Origin of the sequence: Burkholderia sp. Z1, from assembly GCF_014893795.1 — a bacterium.
GTDB lineage: Bacteria > Pseudomonadota > Gammaproteobacteria > Burkholderiales > Burkholderiaceae > Burkholderia > Burkholderia theae.
This window is the reverse complement of record NZ_JACFYL010000002.1, coordinates 1,554,058-1,572,245: the sequence shown is the minus strand read 5'-3', so window position 1 is coordinate 1,572,245 and position 18,188 is coordinate 1,554,058. Positions and strand designations below refer to the sequence as shown.

The 18,188-nt window shown below is 59.5% G+C and carries 15 protein-coding genes; all 15 read right to left on the bottom strand.

Translation table 11 applies throughout. The features are described 5' to 3' along the window. Positions 1 to 3: 3 nt before the first annotated feature. Complete coding sequence (locus tag H3H55_RS24115; RefSeq protein WP_193100508.1) at positions 4 to 2,325, bottom strand: type VI secretion system Vgr family protein; 2,322 nt, start codon at positions 2,323 to 2,325, stop codon at positions 4 to 6. Positions 2,326 to 2,338: 13 nt separating this feature from the next. Continuing rightward, complete coding sequence (locus tag H3H55_RS24110; RefSeq protein ID WP_193100507.1) at positions 2,339 to 4,630, bottom strand: type VI secretion system Vgr family protein; 2,292 nt, start codon at positions 4,628 to 4,630, stop codon at positions 2,339 to 2,341. Then, positions 4,621 to 7,317, bottom strand: coding sequence for a type VI secretion system ATPase TssH (gene tssH, locus H3H55_RS24105; RefSeq protein WP_193100506.1), 2,697 nt, complete (start codon positions 7,315 to 7,317; stop codon positions 4,621 to 4,623). The genes H3H55_RS24110 and tssH overlap by 10 nt, the downstream gene beginning before the upstream one ends. A gap of 2 nt (positions 7,318 to 7,319) precedes the next feature. Continuing rightward, positions 7,320 to 8,291, bottom strand: a complete 972-nt coding sequence (locus tag H3H55_RS24100; protein WP_319022323.1) for a type VI secretion system baseplate subunit TssG — start codon at positions 8,289 to 8,291, stop codon at positions 7,320 to 7,322. Then, the gene (tssF, locus tag H3H55_RS24095) at positions 8,288 to 10,150 is read right to left on the bottom strand and encodes a type VI secretion system baseplate subunit TssF (protein ID WP_193100505.1); all 1,863 of its coding nucleotides are present in this window, start codon (positions 10,148 to 10,150) and stop codon (positions 8,288 to 8,290) included. The genes H3H55_RS24100 and tssF overlap by 4 nt, the downstream gene beginning before the upstream one ends. Positions 10,151 to 10,166: 16 nt before the next feature. Next, the gene (locus H3H55_RS24090; RefSeq protein WP_193100504.1) at positions 10,167 to 10,595 is read right to left on the bottom strand and encodes a GPW/gp25 family protein; all 429 of its coding nucleotides are present in this window, start codon (positions 10,593 to 10,595) and stop codon (positions 10,167 to 10,169) included. A gap of 74 nt (positions 10,596 to 10,669) precedes the next feature. After that, complete coding sequence (locus H3H55_RS24085; protein ID WP_193100503.1) at positions 10,670 to 11,197, bottom strand: Hcp family type VI secretion system effector; 528 nt, start codon at positions 11,195 to 11,197, stop codon at positions 10,670 to 10,672. A 151-nt stretch (positions 11,198 to 11,348) separates the two neighbouring features. Beyond that, positions 11,349 to 12,857, bottom strand: a complete 1,509-nt coding sequence (gene tssC, locus H3H55_RS24080) for a type VI secretion system contractile sheath large subunit (protein ID WP_193100502.1) — start codon at positions 12,855 to 12,857, stop codon at positions 11,349 to 11,351. Next, complete coding sequence (tssB, locus tag H3H55_RS24075) at positions 12,854 to 13,405, bottom strand: type VI secretion system contractile sheath small subunit (RefSeq protein ID WP_193100501.1); 552 nt, start codon at positions 13,403 to 13,405, stop codon at positions 12,854 to 12,856. Before tssB ends, tssC begins: the two co-directional genes overlap by 4 nt. A 29-nt stretch (positions 13,406 to 13,434) precedes the next feature. Then, positions 13,435 to 14,331, bottom strand: a complete 897-nt coding sequence (locus H3H55_RS24070) for a type VI secretion system ImpA family N-terminal domain-containing protein (RefSeq protein ID WP_193100500.1) — start codon at positions 14,329 to 14,331, stop codon at positions 13,435 to 13,437. A 697-nt stretch (positions 14,332 to 15,028) separates the two neighbouring features. Next, entirely contained in the window at positions 15,029 to 15,505 is a 477-nt protein-coding gene (locus tag H3H55_RS24065; RefSeq protein ID WP_193100499.1) for a DUF2827 family protein, read from the bottom strand. Continuing rightward, the gene (locus H3H55_RS24060; RefSeq protein ID WP_193100498.1) at positions 15,502 to 15,813 is read right to left on the bottom strand and encodes a hypothetical protein; all 312 of its coding nucleotides are present in this window, start codon (positions 15,811 to 15,813) and stop codon (positions 15,502 to 15,504) included. The genes H3H55_RS24065 and H3H55_RS24060 overlap by 4 nt, the downstream gene beginning before the upstream one ends. Positions 15,814 to 16,217: 404 nt before the next feature. After that, entirely contained in the window at positions 16,218 to 16,613 is a 396-nt protein-coding gene (locus tag H3H55_RS24055) for a hypothetical protein (RefSeq protein WP_193100497.1), read from the bottom strand. A gap of 581 nt (positions 16,614 to 17,194) precedes the next feature. Further along, complete coding sequence (locus H3H55_RS24050; RefSeq protein WP_193100496.1) at positions 17,195 to 17,380, bottom strand: hypothetical protein; 186 nt, start codon at positions 17,378 to 17,380, stop codon at positions 17,195 to 17,197. Positions 17,381 to 17,504: 124 nt separating this feature from the next. Next, complete coding sequence (locus H3H55_RS24045) at positions 17,505 to 18,053, bottom strand: recombinase family protein (protein ID WP_193100495.1); 549 nt, start codon at positions 18,051 to 18,053, stop codon at positions 17,505 to 17,507. Between the last annotated feature and the right edge of the window lie 135 nt (positions 18,054 to 18,188).

The following is an 18,188-nucleotide window of genomic DNA, read 5'->3' as shown; positions in this document are numbered from 1 at the left end:
ACATCAGTAGAACACCTTTTGACCAACCTTATTGAGGTCAATCCGTTTATTCGAAGATTCAATTCCGTTGTATGAGAACCCCAACGCCTTTCTTGAGAACTTGCTGGCTGTTACCGAAGACTTTGAGGCCGTCACGCTTATGTCGGTACCGGTCGTTGACACTTTTGATGCGGTCACGCTCGCCGAGGAACCGGTCAGCGACGTCGATACTCCCTTTATGTCAGTCGACGCCCCGGTTTCCGACACCTTCGTACCGGTAACGCTCACGGACGTGCCGGTCACCGACATATCCGTACCGGTCACGCTCGCCGACGTGCCCTTGAATGACAGCGAGACGCCCGTCATGCTCTGTGACTGCCCGGTCACTGACGTGCTGACGCCCGTCATCGACGATGAAATGCCTTTCATGCTGTTCGATACGCCCGTCACCGAATTGCTCAATCCGGTGATGCTGGTCGACATTCCCGTGAACGACGTCGACACACCGGTGAAACCCGTGCTGACACCCGTGAACGACGTGCTGACGCCGGTGAAACCGGTCGACACGCCGGTAAACGATGTCGACACGCCCGTGAAACTCGTGCTGACACCGGTGAACGACGTACTGAGCCCGGTGAATGATGTCGACACCCCGGTGAACTTCGCCGACAGTCCGGTGTACGACACCGAGTTACCCGGCTTACCGATCGGGATACCGGTCACACCCTTATAGCTGACCGAAATCCCGGTCACCGTTGTCGACGTACCTTTCACGACCTTGTTCGAGTCCTGACCAATCGCCGTCGAGCTATTGCGCTCCACGGTCTGCTGCATGTCCCGCTCGGCGTGGAGCATCAGACGCTCCGCGCCGCACTGATCGTCGAACGTGAGTTGGCTCCCGTTCTGAGCCTGCCCCGCCTGCTTGATCGATCGCGATACCAACCCCGTATAGCGGGCATCCTTCGGCAAGTCGTAGGGCGTCGGGTTCTCGCCGTTGTAGACGATCCCCGTCACGACCGGACGGTCAAGGTCGCCATCCACATACGTCACCAGCACTTCCTGCCCGACCCGCGGCATCGCCAGCACACCCCAGCCCTTGCCTGCCCACGCCTGCGACACACGGATCCAGCACGACGCGTCCGCCTCCACCGTCTTGTAGCGATCCCAGTGGAAATGCACCTTGATCCGACCGAGGCTGTCGGTATACACCTCCGACACCTGCGGCCCCACCACCGTCGCACTCTGGATGCCCGGCACCTTCGGCCACTTCGTCACGAGCAGCGGCCGATACGGCTGGTCATCGGCCAGCGCGCGAAACTTCACCGCCACGTTGCGCCCCTGGGACGTGCTGTCCGGCCCGTCCTGGATGAACGACAGTTCGCTGCCGATCACGTAGTAGCGCCGGTTGCGCGCAGCGGCCGGATAGCCCATCAAAGTGAATGCCTGTCCCGTCGTGAGGCCGCTCGCGTTGGCCTCGCCGACCAACACATGCGCTTCCGCCTGGAACGCCTCCAGCCTCAGGCGCGCCAGACGCTCCCCGGTCTGCTCGTCCTGGTAACCCGCCGCATAGTCGTAGTACTCCAGCTGGACGCCCGACAGCGCCGGCTCCGGCGGCATCTGCGCATCGCTGTCCAGACGATTCGACGGCGCCAGGTAGTTGAAGTCACGCAGCGCGACGTTGTTCGGCCGCACACGTCGAATCTGTTGCAGGCGCTGCACCCCTTCGCGACCCTGGATTGCCCGTGCTTCCTCGCCGTCCGGCAAGTACTGGAGCTGCCCATACGGAGACGGCTGGTCGGCAAAACGCTGTGTGTCGGACAGCACCACCACGTGACGGTCTGTCTCGTGCTCGACCCAGAAGTAGATTCCTTCGTCTTCCAGAAGACGTTTGACGAAACTCAGATCGGTTTCCTGAAATTGCACGCAGTATTCGCGCAAGTCATACGCGCCTTCCAGCTCGAGGCGGTAGTCGGTACGTCGATGCGCCTGGAACACCTGCTCGACGATCTGCGGCACCGTCAGGTTCTGGAAGATCCGGCTGTTCTGGTTCTCTTCCAGGAACGACAGCCAGCTCCCCAGTTCCAGCGTGTAGGTGTACTGGCCACTCATCTGACCGGTGTCGTAGCCGCCGAACACGTAGGTACTGAAAGTCCGTACCGCACCGTTGCCCAGTTCGATGTCAGCTGACAGCAGCGTGCCCAGCAGGGCGTCCAGGTCCAACCCCGGGTCGCTGCTCAACAGGTCCAGCTGATATGACGGCTCCCGCGAAAAGTTCTCGTGAACCGTCAACGCGAGCGCCACCGTGCCCGGGTCCAGTACGTCACTGCGCAATTCGATCAGACGCATGCCGGCCCTCCCTTCAGTTGGTGTTCGACATGAGGACCTTATTCAGGTCAATACCCTTATCCGACCAGGCAGCATCCGTGTACGAAAAACTGACACCCGTGAGCGACATATCAATACCCGTCGCCGAAATGCTCGTTCCTGTCATACTCACCGAAGTGCCGGTCGACGACATGCTCGATCCGGTCATGCTCACCGAGCTCCCGGTCATCGACGTCGACGCTCCTGTCACGCTAGTCGAAGTACCGGTATTCGAAATCGATGTACCGGTCACGCTCGTCGACGTGCCGGTCACCGACGTGCTCGCGCCGGTCATGCTTGTCGACGTGCCCGTGAATGACAGCGAGACACCCGTCATGCTCTGTGACTGCCCGGTCACGGACGTGCTGACGCCCGTCATCGACGATGAAATCCCCGTCATGCTGTTCGAAACGCCCGTCACCGAATTGCTCAATCCGGTGATGCCGGTCGACATTCCCGTGAACGACGTCGACACACCGGTGAAACCCGTACTGACACCCGTGAACGACGTGCTGACGCCGGTGAAACCGGTCGACACGCCGGTAAACGATGTCGACACGCCCGTGAAACTCGTGCTGACACCGGTGAACGACGTGCTAAGCCCGGTGAACGACGCCGATACCCCGGTGAAGCTCACCGACAATCCCGTGTACGACACCGAGATACCCGTATAGCTGACCGAGATCCCCGTCACCTTTGTCGACGTACCTTTCACGACCTCGTTCGAGTCCTGACCAATCGCCGTCGAGCTGTTGCGCTCCACGGTCTGCTGCATGTCCCGCTCGGCGTGGAGCATCAGACGCTCCGCGCCGCACTGATCGTCGAACGTGAGTTGGCTTGCATTCGGATACTGTCCCGCCTGTTTGATCGAGCGCGACACCAGCCCCGTGTAGCGGGCATCCTTCGGCAAGTCGTAGGGCGTCGGGTTCTCACCGTTGTAGACAACCCCCGTCACCACCGGACGGTCAAGGTCGCCATCCACATACGTCACCAGCACTTCCTGCCCGACCCGTGGCATCGCCAGCACGCCCCAGCCCTTGCCCGCCCACGCCTGCGACACGCGGATCCAGCACGACGCGTCCGCCTCCACCGTCTTGTAGCGGTCCCAGTGGAAATGCACCTTGATCCGCCCGAGGCTGTCGGTATACACCTCCGACACCTGCGGCCCCACCACCGTCGCACTCTGGATGCCCGACACTTCCGGCCGCTTCGTCACGAGCAGCGGCCGATACGGCTGGTCATCGGCCAGCGCGCGAAACTTCACCGCCACGTTGCGCCCCTGGGACGTGCTGTCCGGCCCGTCCTGGATGAACGACAGTTCGCTGCCGATCACGTAGTAGCGCCGGTTGCGCGCAGCGGCCGGATAGCCCATCAAAGTGAATGCCTGTCCCGTCGTGAGGCCGCTCGCGTTGGCCTCGCCGACCAACACATGCGCTTCCGCCTGGAACGCCTCCAGCCTCAGGCGCGCCAGACGCTCCCCGGTCTGCTCGTCCTGGTAACCCGCCGCATAGTCGTAGTACTCCAGCTGGACGCCCGACAGCGCCGGCTCCGGCGGCATCTGCGCATCGCTGTCCAGACGATTCGACGGCGCCAGGTAGTTGAAGTCACGCAGCGCGACGTTGTTCGGCCGCACACGTCGAATCTGTTGCAGGCGCTGCACCCCTTCGCGACCCTGGATTGCCCGTGCTTCCTCGCCGTCCGGCAAGTACTGGAGCTGCCCATACGGAGACGGCTGGTCGGCAAAACGCTGTGTGTCGGACAGCACCACCACGTGACGGTCTGTCTCGTGCTCGACCCAGAAGTAGATTCCTTCGTCTTCCAGAAGACGTTTGACGAAACTCAGATCGGTTTCCTGAAATTGCACGCAGTATTCGCGCAAGTCATACGCGCCTTCCAGCTCGAGGCGGTAGTCGGTACGTCGATGCGCCTGGAACACCTGCTCGACGATCTGCGGCACCGTCAGGTTCTGGAAGATCCGGCTGTTCTGGTTCTCTTCCAGGAACGACAGCCAGCTCCCCAGTTCCAGCGTGTAGGTGTACTGGCCACTCATCTGACCGGTGTCGTAGCCGCCGAACACGTAGGTACTGAAAGTCCGTACCGCACCGTTGCCCAGTTCGATGTCAGCTGACAGCAGCGTGCCCAGCAGGGCGTCCAGGTCCAACCCCGGGTCGCTGCTCAACAGGTCCAGCTGATATGACGGCTCCCGCGAAAAGTTCTCGTGAACCGTCAACGCGAGCGCCACCGTGCCCGGGTCCAGTACGTCACTGCGCAATTCGATCAGACGCATGCCGGCTCTCCTCTCGACCCGTCATTGTTCGACGCATCCTGTTCACGTGACGCCACCTCGTCGTCTGCCGCGACGGCATCGCCAGACGGCCATGCGTCGGCCGAGTTCGGCTCGTCGTCGAACGCGAGCGACAACTTGTCGGCGGCCGAGAGTCTCACCGTCCGCAGCGTCCGGCTTTCCGCGCGCGCTGCGAGTACGCCGCGCGCCACGGCGGGCATCACGTGCTGTCGCAGCAGATCGCGCACCGCACGCCCGTTGGCCGGATGCTGCGCAACGGCCCGCGCGATCCAGCCTGCGACATCGTCGTCGGCGCGCCAGCCGAGTCCATTCTGCGCAAGCCGCTCGCCGAACTCATCCAGTGCCTGGCGTGCGATGCCCGTCAACGCGTCGAGATCGAGCGGCCGGAACACGACGATCTGGATGCGCGCCAGCAGCGCTGCGGAAAAGCGCGCCTGCAGTCGCTCGCGCACCAGCGCCTCAAGTTTCGCCTGCGACACCTGCGGATCAGCCTTGCACGATGCTTCGATCTCCGCATCGCCGAGATTGGTGGTCAACAGAATCAGGCTGTTACGGAAGCTGATCCGTCGCCCCTCTCCATCTTCCATCCAGCCCTGGTCGAACACCTGATAGAACACTTCATGGATGTCCGGATGCGCGCGATCGAATTCGTCGAGCAGAAGCACGCTGTATGGCTTCTTGCGAATCGCTTCGGTCAGCCGCCCGCCCTTGCCGTACCCAACGTAGCCGGGCGGTGCGCCCTTCAGCGTCGACGCCGTATGCGCTTCCTGGAATTCATTCATGTTGAACTGCACGAGATTGCGCTCGCCGCCGAACAACAGTTCGGCGAGCTTCGCCGCCGCCTGGCTTTTGCCCGTACCGGTCGGCCCGGCGAGCAACATCACGCCAAGTGGCCGCTGTGGATCGCCGAGACCGGAGTGCGACACGTGCAGCGCCTGCGCGATCGAGCGCACACCACCTGCCTGCCCATGGATGCACGCGCCAAGTGAGCACTCCAGATCGACGATCCGTTGCGCTTCGTCCTGCGCAAGCTGTGCGACCGGTACACCGGTCCATTCCGCGAGGACCTCGGCGATCACATGCTCGTCGACCCACGGCCGCACCCAGGTGTCGGCGTCAACGCATGGGGCCGTTGTCGCAGCATCGCTGTTGTCTGCCGACGAGTCGGGCGTCGCGCGCATCCGTGCAAGCCAGTCGTTTACTTCCTGCCGCTGCGTCTCGACCACGCTCGTGAGCGAGCGCGCTTGTAACGCGAGACCAGCCCGCTGCGCCTCCAGGTCGGCTTCGTCGCCCGGTGTCGACACGCCCATCCGGCGGTCGTTCGCTCGCCAACTGAGGGTCTGTTCGATCGCCAATGCCTGCTGCCCGAGCCGTTCCAGCTCAGCAGGTGCGCAGCTCTGGCTCATCGCCACCCGCGCGCACGCCGTATCCAGCAGACTGATCGCTTTATCTGGCAGTTGCCGTGCCGGCAGGTAGCGACGCGACAGCGCGACCGCGCTGCACAGCGCCGCATCGACGATGTGCACTCCGTGGTGCTCGGCGAAGCGCGGCGCGATGGTGCGCAACATATCGACGGCAGCGGCGTCGCCCGGCTCCTCGACCGGCACCGCCTGAAAGCGCCGGACAAGCGCGGCGTCCGGTTCGATGTACTGCTTGTATTCGGACCAGGTGGTCGCCGCGACCATTCGCAACTGGCCGCGGGCGAGCATCGGCTTGATGAGGTTTGCGGCGTCGCCCGTGCCGGCGGCACCGCCGGCACCGACGAGCGTATGCGTCTCGTCGCAAAAGAGAATCACGGGGTTCGGTGCAGCCAGCACCGCATCCATCACCGCCTTCAGGCGCTGCTCGAACTCTCCGCGCACGCCTGCGCCGGCCTGCAGCCGCGCCAGATCCAGCGCCCATACCTGTGCGCCCAGCAGCCCGGGCGGGACCGCGCCCGCGTGGATCTTCTGCGCGAGCGCCTCGACCACGGCCGTCTTGCCCACACCGGCCTCACCGACCAGGATTGGGTTGTTCTGGCGACGCCGCGACAAAATGTCGATCACGGTCCGCAGTTCGTCATCGCGGCCGACCACCGGATCCAGCTCGCCGCGCGCCGCCTGATCGGTCAGGCAGGTTGCCCACTTCGCGAGCGCGTTGTCCGGTGCCGCCCCATCGGCGGGCAGGTCGTCATCACGTTGTGAAGGACTCTCGACCGCCTCAGGCCAACTCGCGGCCAGTGCCTCGTAGCGCATCGCGATCTCGTCGATCGCGATCGCCACGATGCCGTGCGAAATCCGTTGCTGGAGCCATCGGCGCGTGAGATCGTCGTCCAGCCACGATAGCAGCAAATGGCCCGAGCGAACCTTGCCCGACGGAGCAACGACCTGGCTCCATATCACGGCCCGACCGACGCTGCGCTCGAGCGAAGCGGAAATGTCCCGCACTGAATCGCCGCCGACGTCGAACGTATCGAGCGCCTTCTCCAACCGGCGTTTTACATCGCCGATGTCGTGCCCCCACTCGGCCAACAGCTTCGAGAAATCGCTCTGCTCGCGCTGCAGCAGGCAGAGCGCCCAGTGATCGAGGTCGATGAAGGTGTGCCGCCGCGACCGCCCCAGCGCCGTGGCGTCGACAAGAGCCGCATAGGTCGTGCGGCCGAGACAGTTAAATATACGTTCGCGATTCACGTCTAGTTCCGAAAAGATTCGTAGATGGTCAGGGTGCGCAGCGCATAATTCGGCCGGCACCACGCATCGACGCCGACCCGCATACTTCCGACTTTCCCCGCGAGTTCAGGGCGCGTCCGAACCTGAACCTTGATGACAGGGTCAATCCTTCCGTCGACGAAATCCGTCGCGACTGTGCATACCGCCATCGCAGCCGCGGAACGGTGTTGCCAACGGTGAAACTCATCGGCCTCTATCGGACCAATCAAGATCTCCATTGAATGTTGGACGTCCCAGATGCGCGCGCCGAGCCGCCAAGCGCCGAGCCGCCGGCCGCCGCGGGGCTCAGGCGACACCGGAATCCAGCGTCCGTAGCGCGGCACGATCCGGAGCGGCACGCGAAAGTAGCGGACCATCATCCGCGTCAGGTCGGCGAGCGATCGGCGGGATGCGCAGTACAGGCCCGGAAAGGCGCGCCGGCAGGCCTGCACATCCCGATCCCCGGCGGGCTGGGCGTTGGCATTCGCCAGCGCGGTGACCCGCTCGACAAACGGATTGCGCGCGCGTTCGTAACCGAGCACCGGGTGCATCGACGACCAGGCGACGTAATGCAGCCACGCCAGATCACCGCAGGCGACGTTGACGAACCGCTCGAACGCGGCATTGCGCTCGAAGCGCTTTTCCTGCATCGCATGCTCGGTTACGTGCAGCGGCAGCGGACCATACGGCGCGAACAGGCCGAAATACCGCTGGACGACGTTGACCTCCGGGTGGTCACCCTCATCGATGAAACTGGCTTGCTCGACCCGCACGATCGAGACCTCCGTGCTCGCAAACTGCATTTCGGCCGGTTGTTCGATGCGTAACCACGGCGGGCTGCGCCGCGCGCGCCGCGCCGGCCCGCCCTGTTCGCGCTCCAGCACCTCGACGCGGCGCATCAGCTCGAAGAAGGTGCGGTGTGGAGTCAACGCCCGCCGGATGCGCTCGAGCCTCACTGCAAACTCCCTTCGCCGGCGGCCGTGTTCACGTGGGTGCTGACCGTTTCGCCGTCGAGCTGCACGACAACCTCGATGCCGTCGTTAAGCGTCGCCGCCTCGGCAAGGGCTTGCGCCAGCACGCGACCGAACAGCCAGCCACCGCGGTCCGAGTGTGCCGACGCTGCGACGTCGATCTCGACGCGAGTCGCCCGCACCAGCGCGAGCGGCGTCGACCGGCCAGCCGCGATGAACTTTGCGCCGAGATGAACCGAACGCAGACTGTCGATCCTCTGCCGATCGAGTGCGTCCTCGCGGTCGGCGGCGAGCAGCAACTGCTCGACGATGCGCGCAGTGATGTTCTGTGCCTTTCCGGCGTGCAGCGCGAGGGGATTCTGGCCAAGGTAAGACGTCGCATCCCAGCATGCGTCGACAGGCGGGATGCCTCGCGGCGTGCTGGCCGGCCACAGGCATTCGATGCGCCGTACCGCGACCGGATCGAGCAGGCTCAGCTCGGCGTCGAGCAGCGCCGATGGCCGCCAGTCGCGATCGACCACCAGCGCCTTGCCGGCAATCGACGCGATGTCGTCCAGTTCGACTGTGTCGCCGAGCGTCGAGACGGCGATCAGGTCGTGGCTTTCAAGCGGATCGAAGCGGTCGCGCCGCGCGCCGTCTGCGAACGATGCACTCTCCCTCCGCAAGCTGTAGCGAATCGCCTCGTCGCGCCCCTCGTAGCCACTCGTCTCCAGCACCGAGCGTGCCACATGCGACTTGCCGTTCTTTTCGCACAGGCGCACTTCCGTCAGCCCCCACAGATGATGCGCCGCCGGCGCCATCCGGTCGACCGGAATCCATTGCTCCGTGAGGTTGGGGTCGTACGGTACCGGGTCGAAGCGCTTCTCGTACAGGTTGATCGCCGGCGTCGCGAACAGGCGGAACTGATTCACGTCGACATCGCCGATGAGCCCGTTTGGTATCTGACGCAGTGCGAAGAACAATTCGAACGACCGCGCGGACGGATCGACCGCGGCGACCGGGGCGAGCGCATCAAGGTCGACGCCGAGCAGTCGGGTTGGCTGCGCGAAGTACTCGCGAAGCAGCCGCAAACCGGGCAGCCCGCCGAGCTCCTGCGGCAGCAGCGCTTCAGTTTCGTCGACGCCGGACAGGCGGACGCCCGACGCCGGTAGCGTCAGAACCTCGTCGCCGCGCCGGGTCGGTACGACGGCATACCAGGCGCTGCTTGATGCAAGCAGCGCCTGATGCAGCGCGTACGCCCGCGGCAGGTCGCCGGCGAGGCTCAGCTGCAGCGGCACAAAGTCGCCTTTGTCGCGCCGCAGTTCACCGATCGTCGACATGCCTTCCAGCTCGAAACGAAAACGCAGCACTGCCTGCGACGACGCAAGCCGCTGTGCGAGCTGCGACGGCAGTCCATTCAGACTCCGGCTGCATTCGACCTTCGCGATGCGCAACGGCAGCAATGTGACGTCTCGTGCCGTAGCGAACGTGACGGGAAGCTTGCGGCCGGGTAAGCGGGCTGAGACCAACGAACCACGCGGCAAAGTGCTGCCCCGGAACGATTCCGGCGAAGTGAGATCCGGGTGAAACGCAAAACTCGTAATCGCTGGCGTGACCGCCATGAACAATGGGCAAACACGTCCGAGCGCCTGCTGCGCAAACTCTGCGCATTCGCGGTCAAGGCGTGACTGCACCCGTGCAGACAGATAGGCAACACCTTCAAGCAACCGCTCGACGAACGGATCGGTAACCGCATCCGGATGCAGGCCGAGCGCCGATGCAACCTGCGGATGCTCCTTCGAAAAGCGGGCGCCCGCGTCGCGCAACTGACGAAGTTCGTCGTTGTAGTGGTCCAGGAAGCTCATAATCGTTTGCCGTTGATCATTCACCGACCAAACTGAAGAAGCCGTTCAGATAGTCGAGCGCGAGGCTCACCCTGATTTCGGCTCCGTCGTAGCGAGCCGTCGTCAGGATGTCAAAGTACAACGTATGGGGCGCATGCCGGTCACCGCGGCCTCTCGGGCGCACCTGGGTCCGTGCGCTGTCCACGCGCGGCTCGAAACGGCGTATCACTTCGCAGATGTGCCAGGCCGTACGTATCGGATCGATCCGTGTGGCACCCGAAGTTTGCAATGGCGGGCAGCCGTAGTTCAGCACCGAAGACGCGGCAGGACTGTTGTCCGACACGCCAACTCGCCCCCCGCGTGATGCGCAGTTCATCAATTCGACCAGGTGAAGCCCGACGACCTCCTGGAGAGAGTCGTAACGAGTCCGCCTCGACAGCTTGTTGTAGAGTGATTGCGCGCTCACATGCGTATTCCTGCGTGTTGCGTCCTAGGCCGCAACACGCCCACGGTTTGCTCGAAAAGAGAACGCGTGCCGAATCAGATCGGCGCGTTCAGCTTGAGGTCGTAGCCGGCCTTGATCACCGCCCCCATCGTGCCGTCGTTGCCCTGCTCCCGGTACTCGAACTCGATCTGGGCAAAATTGATCTTGATCTCGTCCGTCGGCAGCACGTTATCGACTTCGCCGCTACCATGACCGAGCTGCGCGAACGGCATGTTGCCAAGCGTGCGGAACGACGAGACCAGGCCGCTCGCGAACGAGATCGTGAGGAATTCCTTCTGCCCCTTGCCCGACTTGCGGCAAATCAATTTGGCTTTGGCGATGTGATCGCCGGTTGCACACATCAGGAACAACTTGGGCGAGGCCTTGTTCGTCACCATCCGGAACTCGAAGTCCTTCATCTCGACCTTGCCCGCGCCACCGCCGCTGCCGAAACCCCATCGGCCCGAATTCTGTTCCGCCCATTGCCAGCTCTGAATCTGGATCAGGCCCGGATAATGCTCATCGGTCGACTCGCCTGCAACGCCGTCGATCTCCAGAAAATAGTCTACCAACGCATTTGCCATTCTAAGAACTCCTAAATCATATTAAGAAATCCAACTCACCCACCGTGCATACAACCTTATCGGGCAACGCCATCCGTTACGATGCCGCTCCGCGACTTTTCGAAGTCAGTCGTCCGTCGCGCGAACGGGACGCCCAACCGGTTTTCGGCGGTCAGCTTCCCGATTCCTGCTTGGCCGACGGCAGCTTCGAAACCAGCCGGAGGGACACGGTCAATCCCTCCAGTTGGAAATGAGGGCGCAGGAAAAACTGCGCGCGATAGTACCCGGGGTTGTCCGGGATCTCGTCGACGACGACCTCGGCAGCAGACAGCGGGCGCTGCGATTTGGTGGTTTCGCTCGAAATCGACGGATCTCCGTCGACATAATTCATCAGCCAGTCGTTCAGCCAGCGCTGAGTGTCCTCGCGCGACTTGAACGAGCCGATCTTGTCGCGGACGATGCACTTCAGGTAGTGCGCGAACCGGCAGGTAGCAAGGATGTACGGCAGTCGCGACGACAGGTTGGCATTCGCCGTTGCATCGCCATCCTCGTAGGTCGCCGGACGATGTACGGTCTTCGCGCCGATAAACGCGGCGGTGTCGGAATTTTTCCGATACACGAGCGGCATCAGGCCGGATTCCGACAGTTCGTGCTCGCGACGGTCCGAGATCGCGATTTCCGTCGGGCAATGCAACTCGATCTCGCTGTACTGAGACGGCAGTGAATATTTCGGCAGCACTTCGACCGCCCCACCCGACTCGATGCCACGAATCTTCGTGCACCAGCCGTAAGTCTTGAACGCACGGGTGATGTTCGCACCCATTGCATAGGCAGAGTTCGCCCAGCAGAAGTCTTCCGAGGTGTTCGGATCGACCTTCTCCTCGAAACCGAATTCCTCGACGGGTTGCGTCGTCGGCCCATAGGGCACGCGCGCCAGAAAGCGCGGCATGGTCAGCGCCAGATAGCGGGAATCGTTGCTTTCTCTCAGGCGACGCCAGAAGGCGTATTCGGTGGACGTGAAGATCTTGGAGATGTCGCGGGGGTTCGACAGCTCGTTCCAGCCATCCATCTGCAACAATCCGGGCGCCGCAGCAGCGATGAACGGCGCGTGTGCAGCCGCCGCGATCTTCGACATCTCGGTCAGGATCGACACGTCCTGCATGCTGTGGTCGAACTGGTAATCCCCGATCAGGCAACCGAACGGCTCGCCGCCGAACTGCCCGTACTCCTGCTCGTAGATCATCTTGAAGATCGGGCTCTGGTCCCACACGACGCCCTTGAAGCGCCGCAGCGTCTTGCCGAGATCGGCCTTCGAGATGTTCAGATAGCGAATCTTGAGGTTCTCGCTGGTGTCGGTGTTCGACACCAGGTAGTGCAGGCCCCGCCATGCGCCCTCGAGCGCCTGGAAGCGCTTGTTGTGCAGAACCAGCGTCAACTGGCTGGAAATCTTCTTGTCCAGTTCCGCGACCAATTGCTCGATCGTCTGTGCGACGTCCTCCCGTACCACGACCCTGCCGCGGCGCGCATACGCCAACAGCGTTCCGACAGCGCTCTGGACCGCCTCGGCGGCTTCATTTGTCCGGGGCCGGAACGACCGGCGGAGAATGTCCTTCAGGTCGTCGTCGACACGCTCTTCGACGACGCGTTCGGCCGACGGCTCACGCTGGCTGAGCATGCTCATTTCTCCTCCTGGCTCGACGCCGGATCACCAGACGGCGCAGCGGCGGGCGGTTGCTCGGAAACGGCGGGCCGTTCGTTCGCCCATTCCGGATTCTTGAGCAGTTCGTGGATCAGATCCTCGGCCGCCACCTTCCCGTCCATGTAGGTCAGCAATTCCTTCAAGCGATTGCGCGCCTCAAGCAGCGTTGACAATTCCGGAATGCGCTTCACGACCTCGGCCGGTTCAAACGAATCCATCGACATGAAGGCCAGGTCAATTGGGATCAGCGTCCCGTCGTCGCTCAGCACGTTCTGGACGTGATAACTCAGCGAAGGCGCAATCTGCGCCATGCGTTCGTCGAAGTTCTCGATGTCGATTTCCAAGAACCGGCGATCCTCGACCGGACCCAGCGGCTCCACGTTGTCACCGGACAGATCCGCCATCACGCCTGCCACAAACGGCAATTCAACCTTTTTTTGCGACCCGTAGATCTCGACGTCGTATTCGATCTGCACCCGGGGGGCGCGACTCTCACCAATGAACTTCTGCCCATCTTTCTGACGTGCCATGAAATATCCCCAAAACCCAAAACCCAGAACTATTTATCGACGCCGCCAGGCCGACCTAGTTGCGCCACAAGATTCACACCTTCCGCGTAAAGCTCTTGCATCAAATCCGAAAAATCAGCTCCGACTATCTTCTTTACGCGCATCAATAGAATCGGCGCAGGATGACTTGGCTCATGAACTTTAAAATATCTTATTATTTCGTCGATGGCGATATCGACATCAACACGACTCGATATCGACGAGAAACTTCCGCTCCGAACTTCCTTCGAGTCACGAGAAACAATCCCCACATCTTCTCTGGTATTTTTCTCCGTCGCCCTGCGCAACGCTCCAGTAACATCGGTCAACAATAAAATCGAATCATCAAAATTCAGCCCTTGATCCAAATTACTCTCAACCCAAATCTTCACGCTCTCAAAAAAACCCACAACCTCCTCAATTTCACTGCACAACGCGTCTATCGATTCGCCGAACACCAAGGACTTAAACTTGTTTTGGCGAATATCGAAAATCGATGCATCGATCTCAGAGAAATTCAGAAGACTTAGTTTACGCGCAAACTGAGGAGTGGAAAGCCAGGCCAGCTGAGCCGAATAAATCTCCAACTCGAGCTCATCGGAATGGGCAAAATCCTGAGTTCCTCGCTGGAAATCTGCCAAAATCCTCGACAAAGCCGCCATCCCCAAACGAAAGGAATGAAACTCCTTGCGCTCCAAACCGGCTCTGATATACCAGACCGCAACCCTGACATCGCCCTGTTTCTCCAAGAGCCGGATGCATGCCTTCTCGATTGCCCCCCAACTGGACCCATGCCCCCCGTCGTCCTTGGAATACTCTCCATACGAGTCGAGTTCATGAACCGTCGAATCGACAAAAATATAGTCATCGTCCAGCTCAATTGAACTCACTCCTTCAGACAAACTCATGGCATCCCGCGCAGATTGGAAATCATATCGTCTCAATTGAATTTCAACAACACCTTGAAATCCAATCTCATATGAGGAAGCCGCACATCCTCGATGCCGACATCCAAATTCACACTCACGGGAGAACTATAATTTCAACACATTACAGGCTCAAGCAAAAATCTTCATATTTTGTTAAATCCGAGAATATATTTCCATGACATTTGAAAATTTCGCCAAATATGGACACAAATATCTATTTTGTCTTAATTAAATTACTGACTTATCCAAATTGAACCTTGGCGCTGCATGGCGGCAAGCGCTCCATCTGACAGGCATTTTTTCAATTGACTTTATTTGATTTTTGCGGCATAGGTCGCGAGCGCTCGGCGGGAACGGTAGCGCGACTCCGCACGGCCGGCACTCGCTGACGTCCCGCAGGGGCGTCTATAAAGTCAGTCGCATCTGAGCTGGTGATTTGAATGCGGAGCCGATAGTCGAATCGCCCGCCATACGGCGTGCTGTCAATCCGTCAGATGACAGCACAATGCGCTCGCGCCGAAAGCGAGGGGCACTGAGCACCTGGGTGTCGTCGAAACCTTCGGACACAAGGCAACTCGAAGTGTAGGCGCGCGGTGGCGACGTTGGAAAATTCGACACGGCGGTGCCGTGCGCAAACTGATCACATGCTGCGCAGCGACGCGATCCGCGGAATCGCTCATCCGTCGTTATAGGCGCGATCGATGAAGAGCGAATCCCACAGCCTGCGGCCGAACGGAATCGACTCCGTTGTGTTAATGCATTCGACGCGACAGCGACAGCTGACGAACTTCGCGCCGCGCGCCTTCAAGTAGGCCGTTTGCGTTGCACCGATCCGCTCACCGAGTTCGATCAGGATATCGAGCAAATCCTTCGCTTCCGCGAGCGAACGTGTGTGGCACACGTCGAGATCCACGGCAACGCGTTGGTCAGCGTCACGTCGGTGGTGTTGACAAGCGTCACGCGTACCCTGCGGTGACGCCATCCGCAGCTTCGCGAGAAACAGCGCGTTTCGCCTGATGCCGTTGATCCACTGGCTTTCGTCGTGAGCGCGCAGTCGGATCGTGATAACGATGCGCAGGAGGTCCAGTAGAAAATGTCGAGCCAGTTGACTATTTTGCCTCGCCTCGAAGAAGCAGGATTCCCACGCTCTCAAGAGATCCTTGATGCGCTGCGCATCTGTCTTTGACCGGAGATGGCAACGTCTTTGATGCCCGAATGCGCGCAAATGCCTGCGAGGCAATGGAAGTGCATGCCCAATGCGCCCGCCTCGCGCGTTAGTTTGAAGCGGATATCGAGCGCATCAAGGGGGCGACCTGACCGGTAATACATCCGGGTCAGCCAATACCAGTGCTCGGCGCTTCTCTTGTCCAACTCATGACGCGCCGCGAGGAAGGTGCTGGATGCGTCGATGTGACCACTGAGCAACGCCGATTGAAGCTTGTAGTAGTGGTCGGCAATCATGTTTGGCTCTTTTGTAATTTGATTGCCTTCTCGGGCTGACTGAGCCGGCAATGTGCCAACAATAATCCACCCCTTAATTTCAGTGATTTATAGCCATTTGCACATTGCCCTCACACTACCAACCATTATTATCGACGTCCATGTGTTTTGTGGTGAGATCACAATTAATCAAAAAATCCTAATCGCACAAGTGCAAGCATGCAAAACACGAAGCACGCAATAATCGGCAGGACATACAACACAACAAGTATCGTCAATAACATCGCACCACACCAGAAAAACCGACATTACTATCGAGCGCACCGAGACAATCGAGCACCAGCTCCAGGGCTGCCACTCAAGATGAAAATCTAAAATATTTCGGATCCAGAGAATCTAATCCACCAAACCAATATCCCGGATATTCAAAAATCACCCCCATCATCCTGGCAGGAAATCAATAGATTTGACGACATTTCAACCAAAAATAACATCCACTCGACAATCAATGACTTGTCGAAACTAAAAAACAGTGGGCTATCAACCCAGCCCGAAGCCTTCGTCTCATCATCAAAAATCTCAAAAATTCGAAAATCGACATCTGATTGCTGCCCACTCGTCACCATGTCTTGATATGAAACGGGATCGGAGATGCGAACTTCCCCTGCGCTTCGATCAACCATCCCAGCCAAAATACCGAGCAAGACTTCCCGGGCATCATCGCGCGAATTTGCGTGAACGTATGCAAAAAACTTTCGCCCAAACACAATACACTGACACCGGAAAAGTGTTGCGCGGCAATAGTGACTCAAATTCGCCATATATTCCTGAATTTAATTGCCCGCTGGGCGCGACGCCTTCATTAAAGCCAAAGCCATCGAAACCATTATCAAACAAATCATCCACGTTCCCACCGAACATTCAGCTGCCCCCTACCTCACATCAACACCTCTTTCCATATTCGTCACCCTCCTCCATTCCCCTTGATCTGCGCGCAAACACAACAAGCCGCCAATTTGGTCACCGCAAAGCCAGAGCAATAAAAATTCAAAGCCAGACAATAACCACGCCTCGATTCTGAGTTTCGGCTTAAAAATCAGAAAAATTCCTTTCTGATCAATCCACGCTCTGCATCGTTAATGGTATCCAACAAGAGATTTCCATATATGATAATTTGCTATTTTTGGCAAATTATGAACGATTGACACGTCTGACCGATTGCGATTCAAATTCCGCACTGGACAACCCATTTCAACGTGTTCGAATCGTCAATACGGGGCTGAGGACTGTCACGGTACATAGACGCCGATCACATTGTCGGCCGCAGACAGTGCCGCAATGACCGGTCACGTCGTTCAAGGCGAGCTGCTACTGTCTGCCCAGTTCCTTCGCAATTGGGTTCTTACGAAGTAATGGTCAGTAAAAAATAAGCAGCGCGGGCGTGCTGCGGCGTGGTCCAGATCTCATCGAACTGGACGCGACGCGAATTGGACCACCAGTCGTTGCGGCCGGATCTGATCATTTCGATGTTGCAAACACGTAGTCGCTCCCGAAACTGTACGGCAAGCACGTCGCGGGATTCGGCCATCGTCTGCGCTTCCGATAGTCGACAATACGGTTGTCGTGTCCGAGCCAAACGTCATCGTCATCGGGCAGCAACCAGGTTTGAGGAACGCGCCGTGTAGATCGGCAGGGCACTCGAACCGAGTTGATTATTTTTGCTCTGTCAATCTTTTAACTGTTCTCGGATGTACTTTAAAGCGAGCCGCTACTTCGTTGACCGTGTGATTATTCAGTAATTTAATCGCTTGTGCTCGCTGTGCTGCGTCGAGCGCTGGTTTTCGCCCAATTTTCTTACCTTGAGCGCGTGCGGCACTTATGCCCGCCCGGGTTCGCCCACTGATGAAGCTATGTTTGAAGTTTGCCAACGAATTCATCAAATGAGGTACCAGCAATCCGCCGGAACAATCTGTATTAATGGATTCATTTATCGATAAAAATGTAGCGCCAATTTTATCGATTTTAATTATTAAATCGATTAATTTCATCGGCGACTTTCCCAGACGATCAAGCCTCCAGGCGACAAGGGTATCGCCCGACTGAAGGAGCGCTAGCGCAGAGTCAAGGCCCGGATGGCTACGATTCGCATTGCATATACCTTGATCGGTGAATACGCTTTCGCATCCAGCCCTGATCAGAGAGTCGATCTGAAGTTGGAGATTTTCATCGCCCTTAAAGACTCTTGCGTACCCGATGATCACCGGTGTGCTCCTGCAGTGGGTTCATACTAATTAACACATTCGATTTCTTCGAGATTTTCGATGGTCTGAAATCTCGATTCGCAGGCGCGGGTTTCACCTCGTCGCTGGCCCCTGACCTGCATTCGGTTCGCGAGA

Bases quoted from the DNA above. Each gene is read 5' to 3' on its own strand.
- H3H55_RS24115 (WP_193100508.1), bottom strand. From the start codon at position 2,325: ATGCGTCTGATCGAATTGCGCAGTGACGTACTGGACCCGGGCACGGTG.
- H3H55_RS24110 (WP_193100507.1), bottom strand. From the start codon at position 4,630: ATGCGTCTGATCGAATTGCGCAGTGACGTACTGGACCCGGGCACGGTG.
- tssF (WP_193100505.1), bottom strand. From the start codon at position 10,150: ATGAGCTTCCTGGACCACTACAACGACGAACTTCGTCAGTTGCGCGAC.
- H3H55_RS24085 (WP_193100503.1), bottom strand. From the start codon at position 11,197: ATGGCAAATGCGTTGGTAGACTATTTTCTGGAGATCGACGGCGTTGCA.
- tssC (WP_193100502.1), bottom strand. From the start codon at position 12,857: ATGAGCATGCTCAGCCAGCGTGAGCCGTCGGCCGAACGCGTCGTCGAA.
- tssB (WP_193100501.1), bottom strand. From the start codon at position 13,405: ATGGCACGTCAGAAAGATGGGCAGAAGTTCATTGGTGAGAGTCGCGCC.
- H3H55_RS24070 (WP_193100500.1), bottom strand. From the start codon at position 14,331: ATGAGTTTGTCTGAAGGAGTGAGTTCAATTGAGCTGGACGATGACTAT.
- H3H55_RS24060 (WP_193100498.1), bottom strand. From the start codon at position 15,813: ATGATTGCCGACCACTACTACAAGCTTCAATCGGCGTTGCTCAGTGGT.
- H3H55_RS24055 (WP_193100497.1), bottom strand. From the start codon at position 16,613: ATGGCGAATTTGAGTCACTATTGCCGCGCAACACTTTTCCGGTGTCAG.
- H3H55_RS24050 (WP_193100496.1), bottom strand. From the start codon at position 17,380: ATGGCCGAATCCCGCGACGTGCTTGCCGTACAGTTTCGGGAGCGACTA.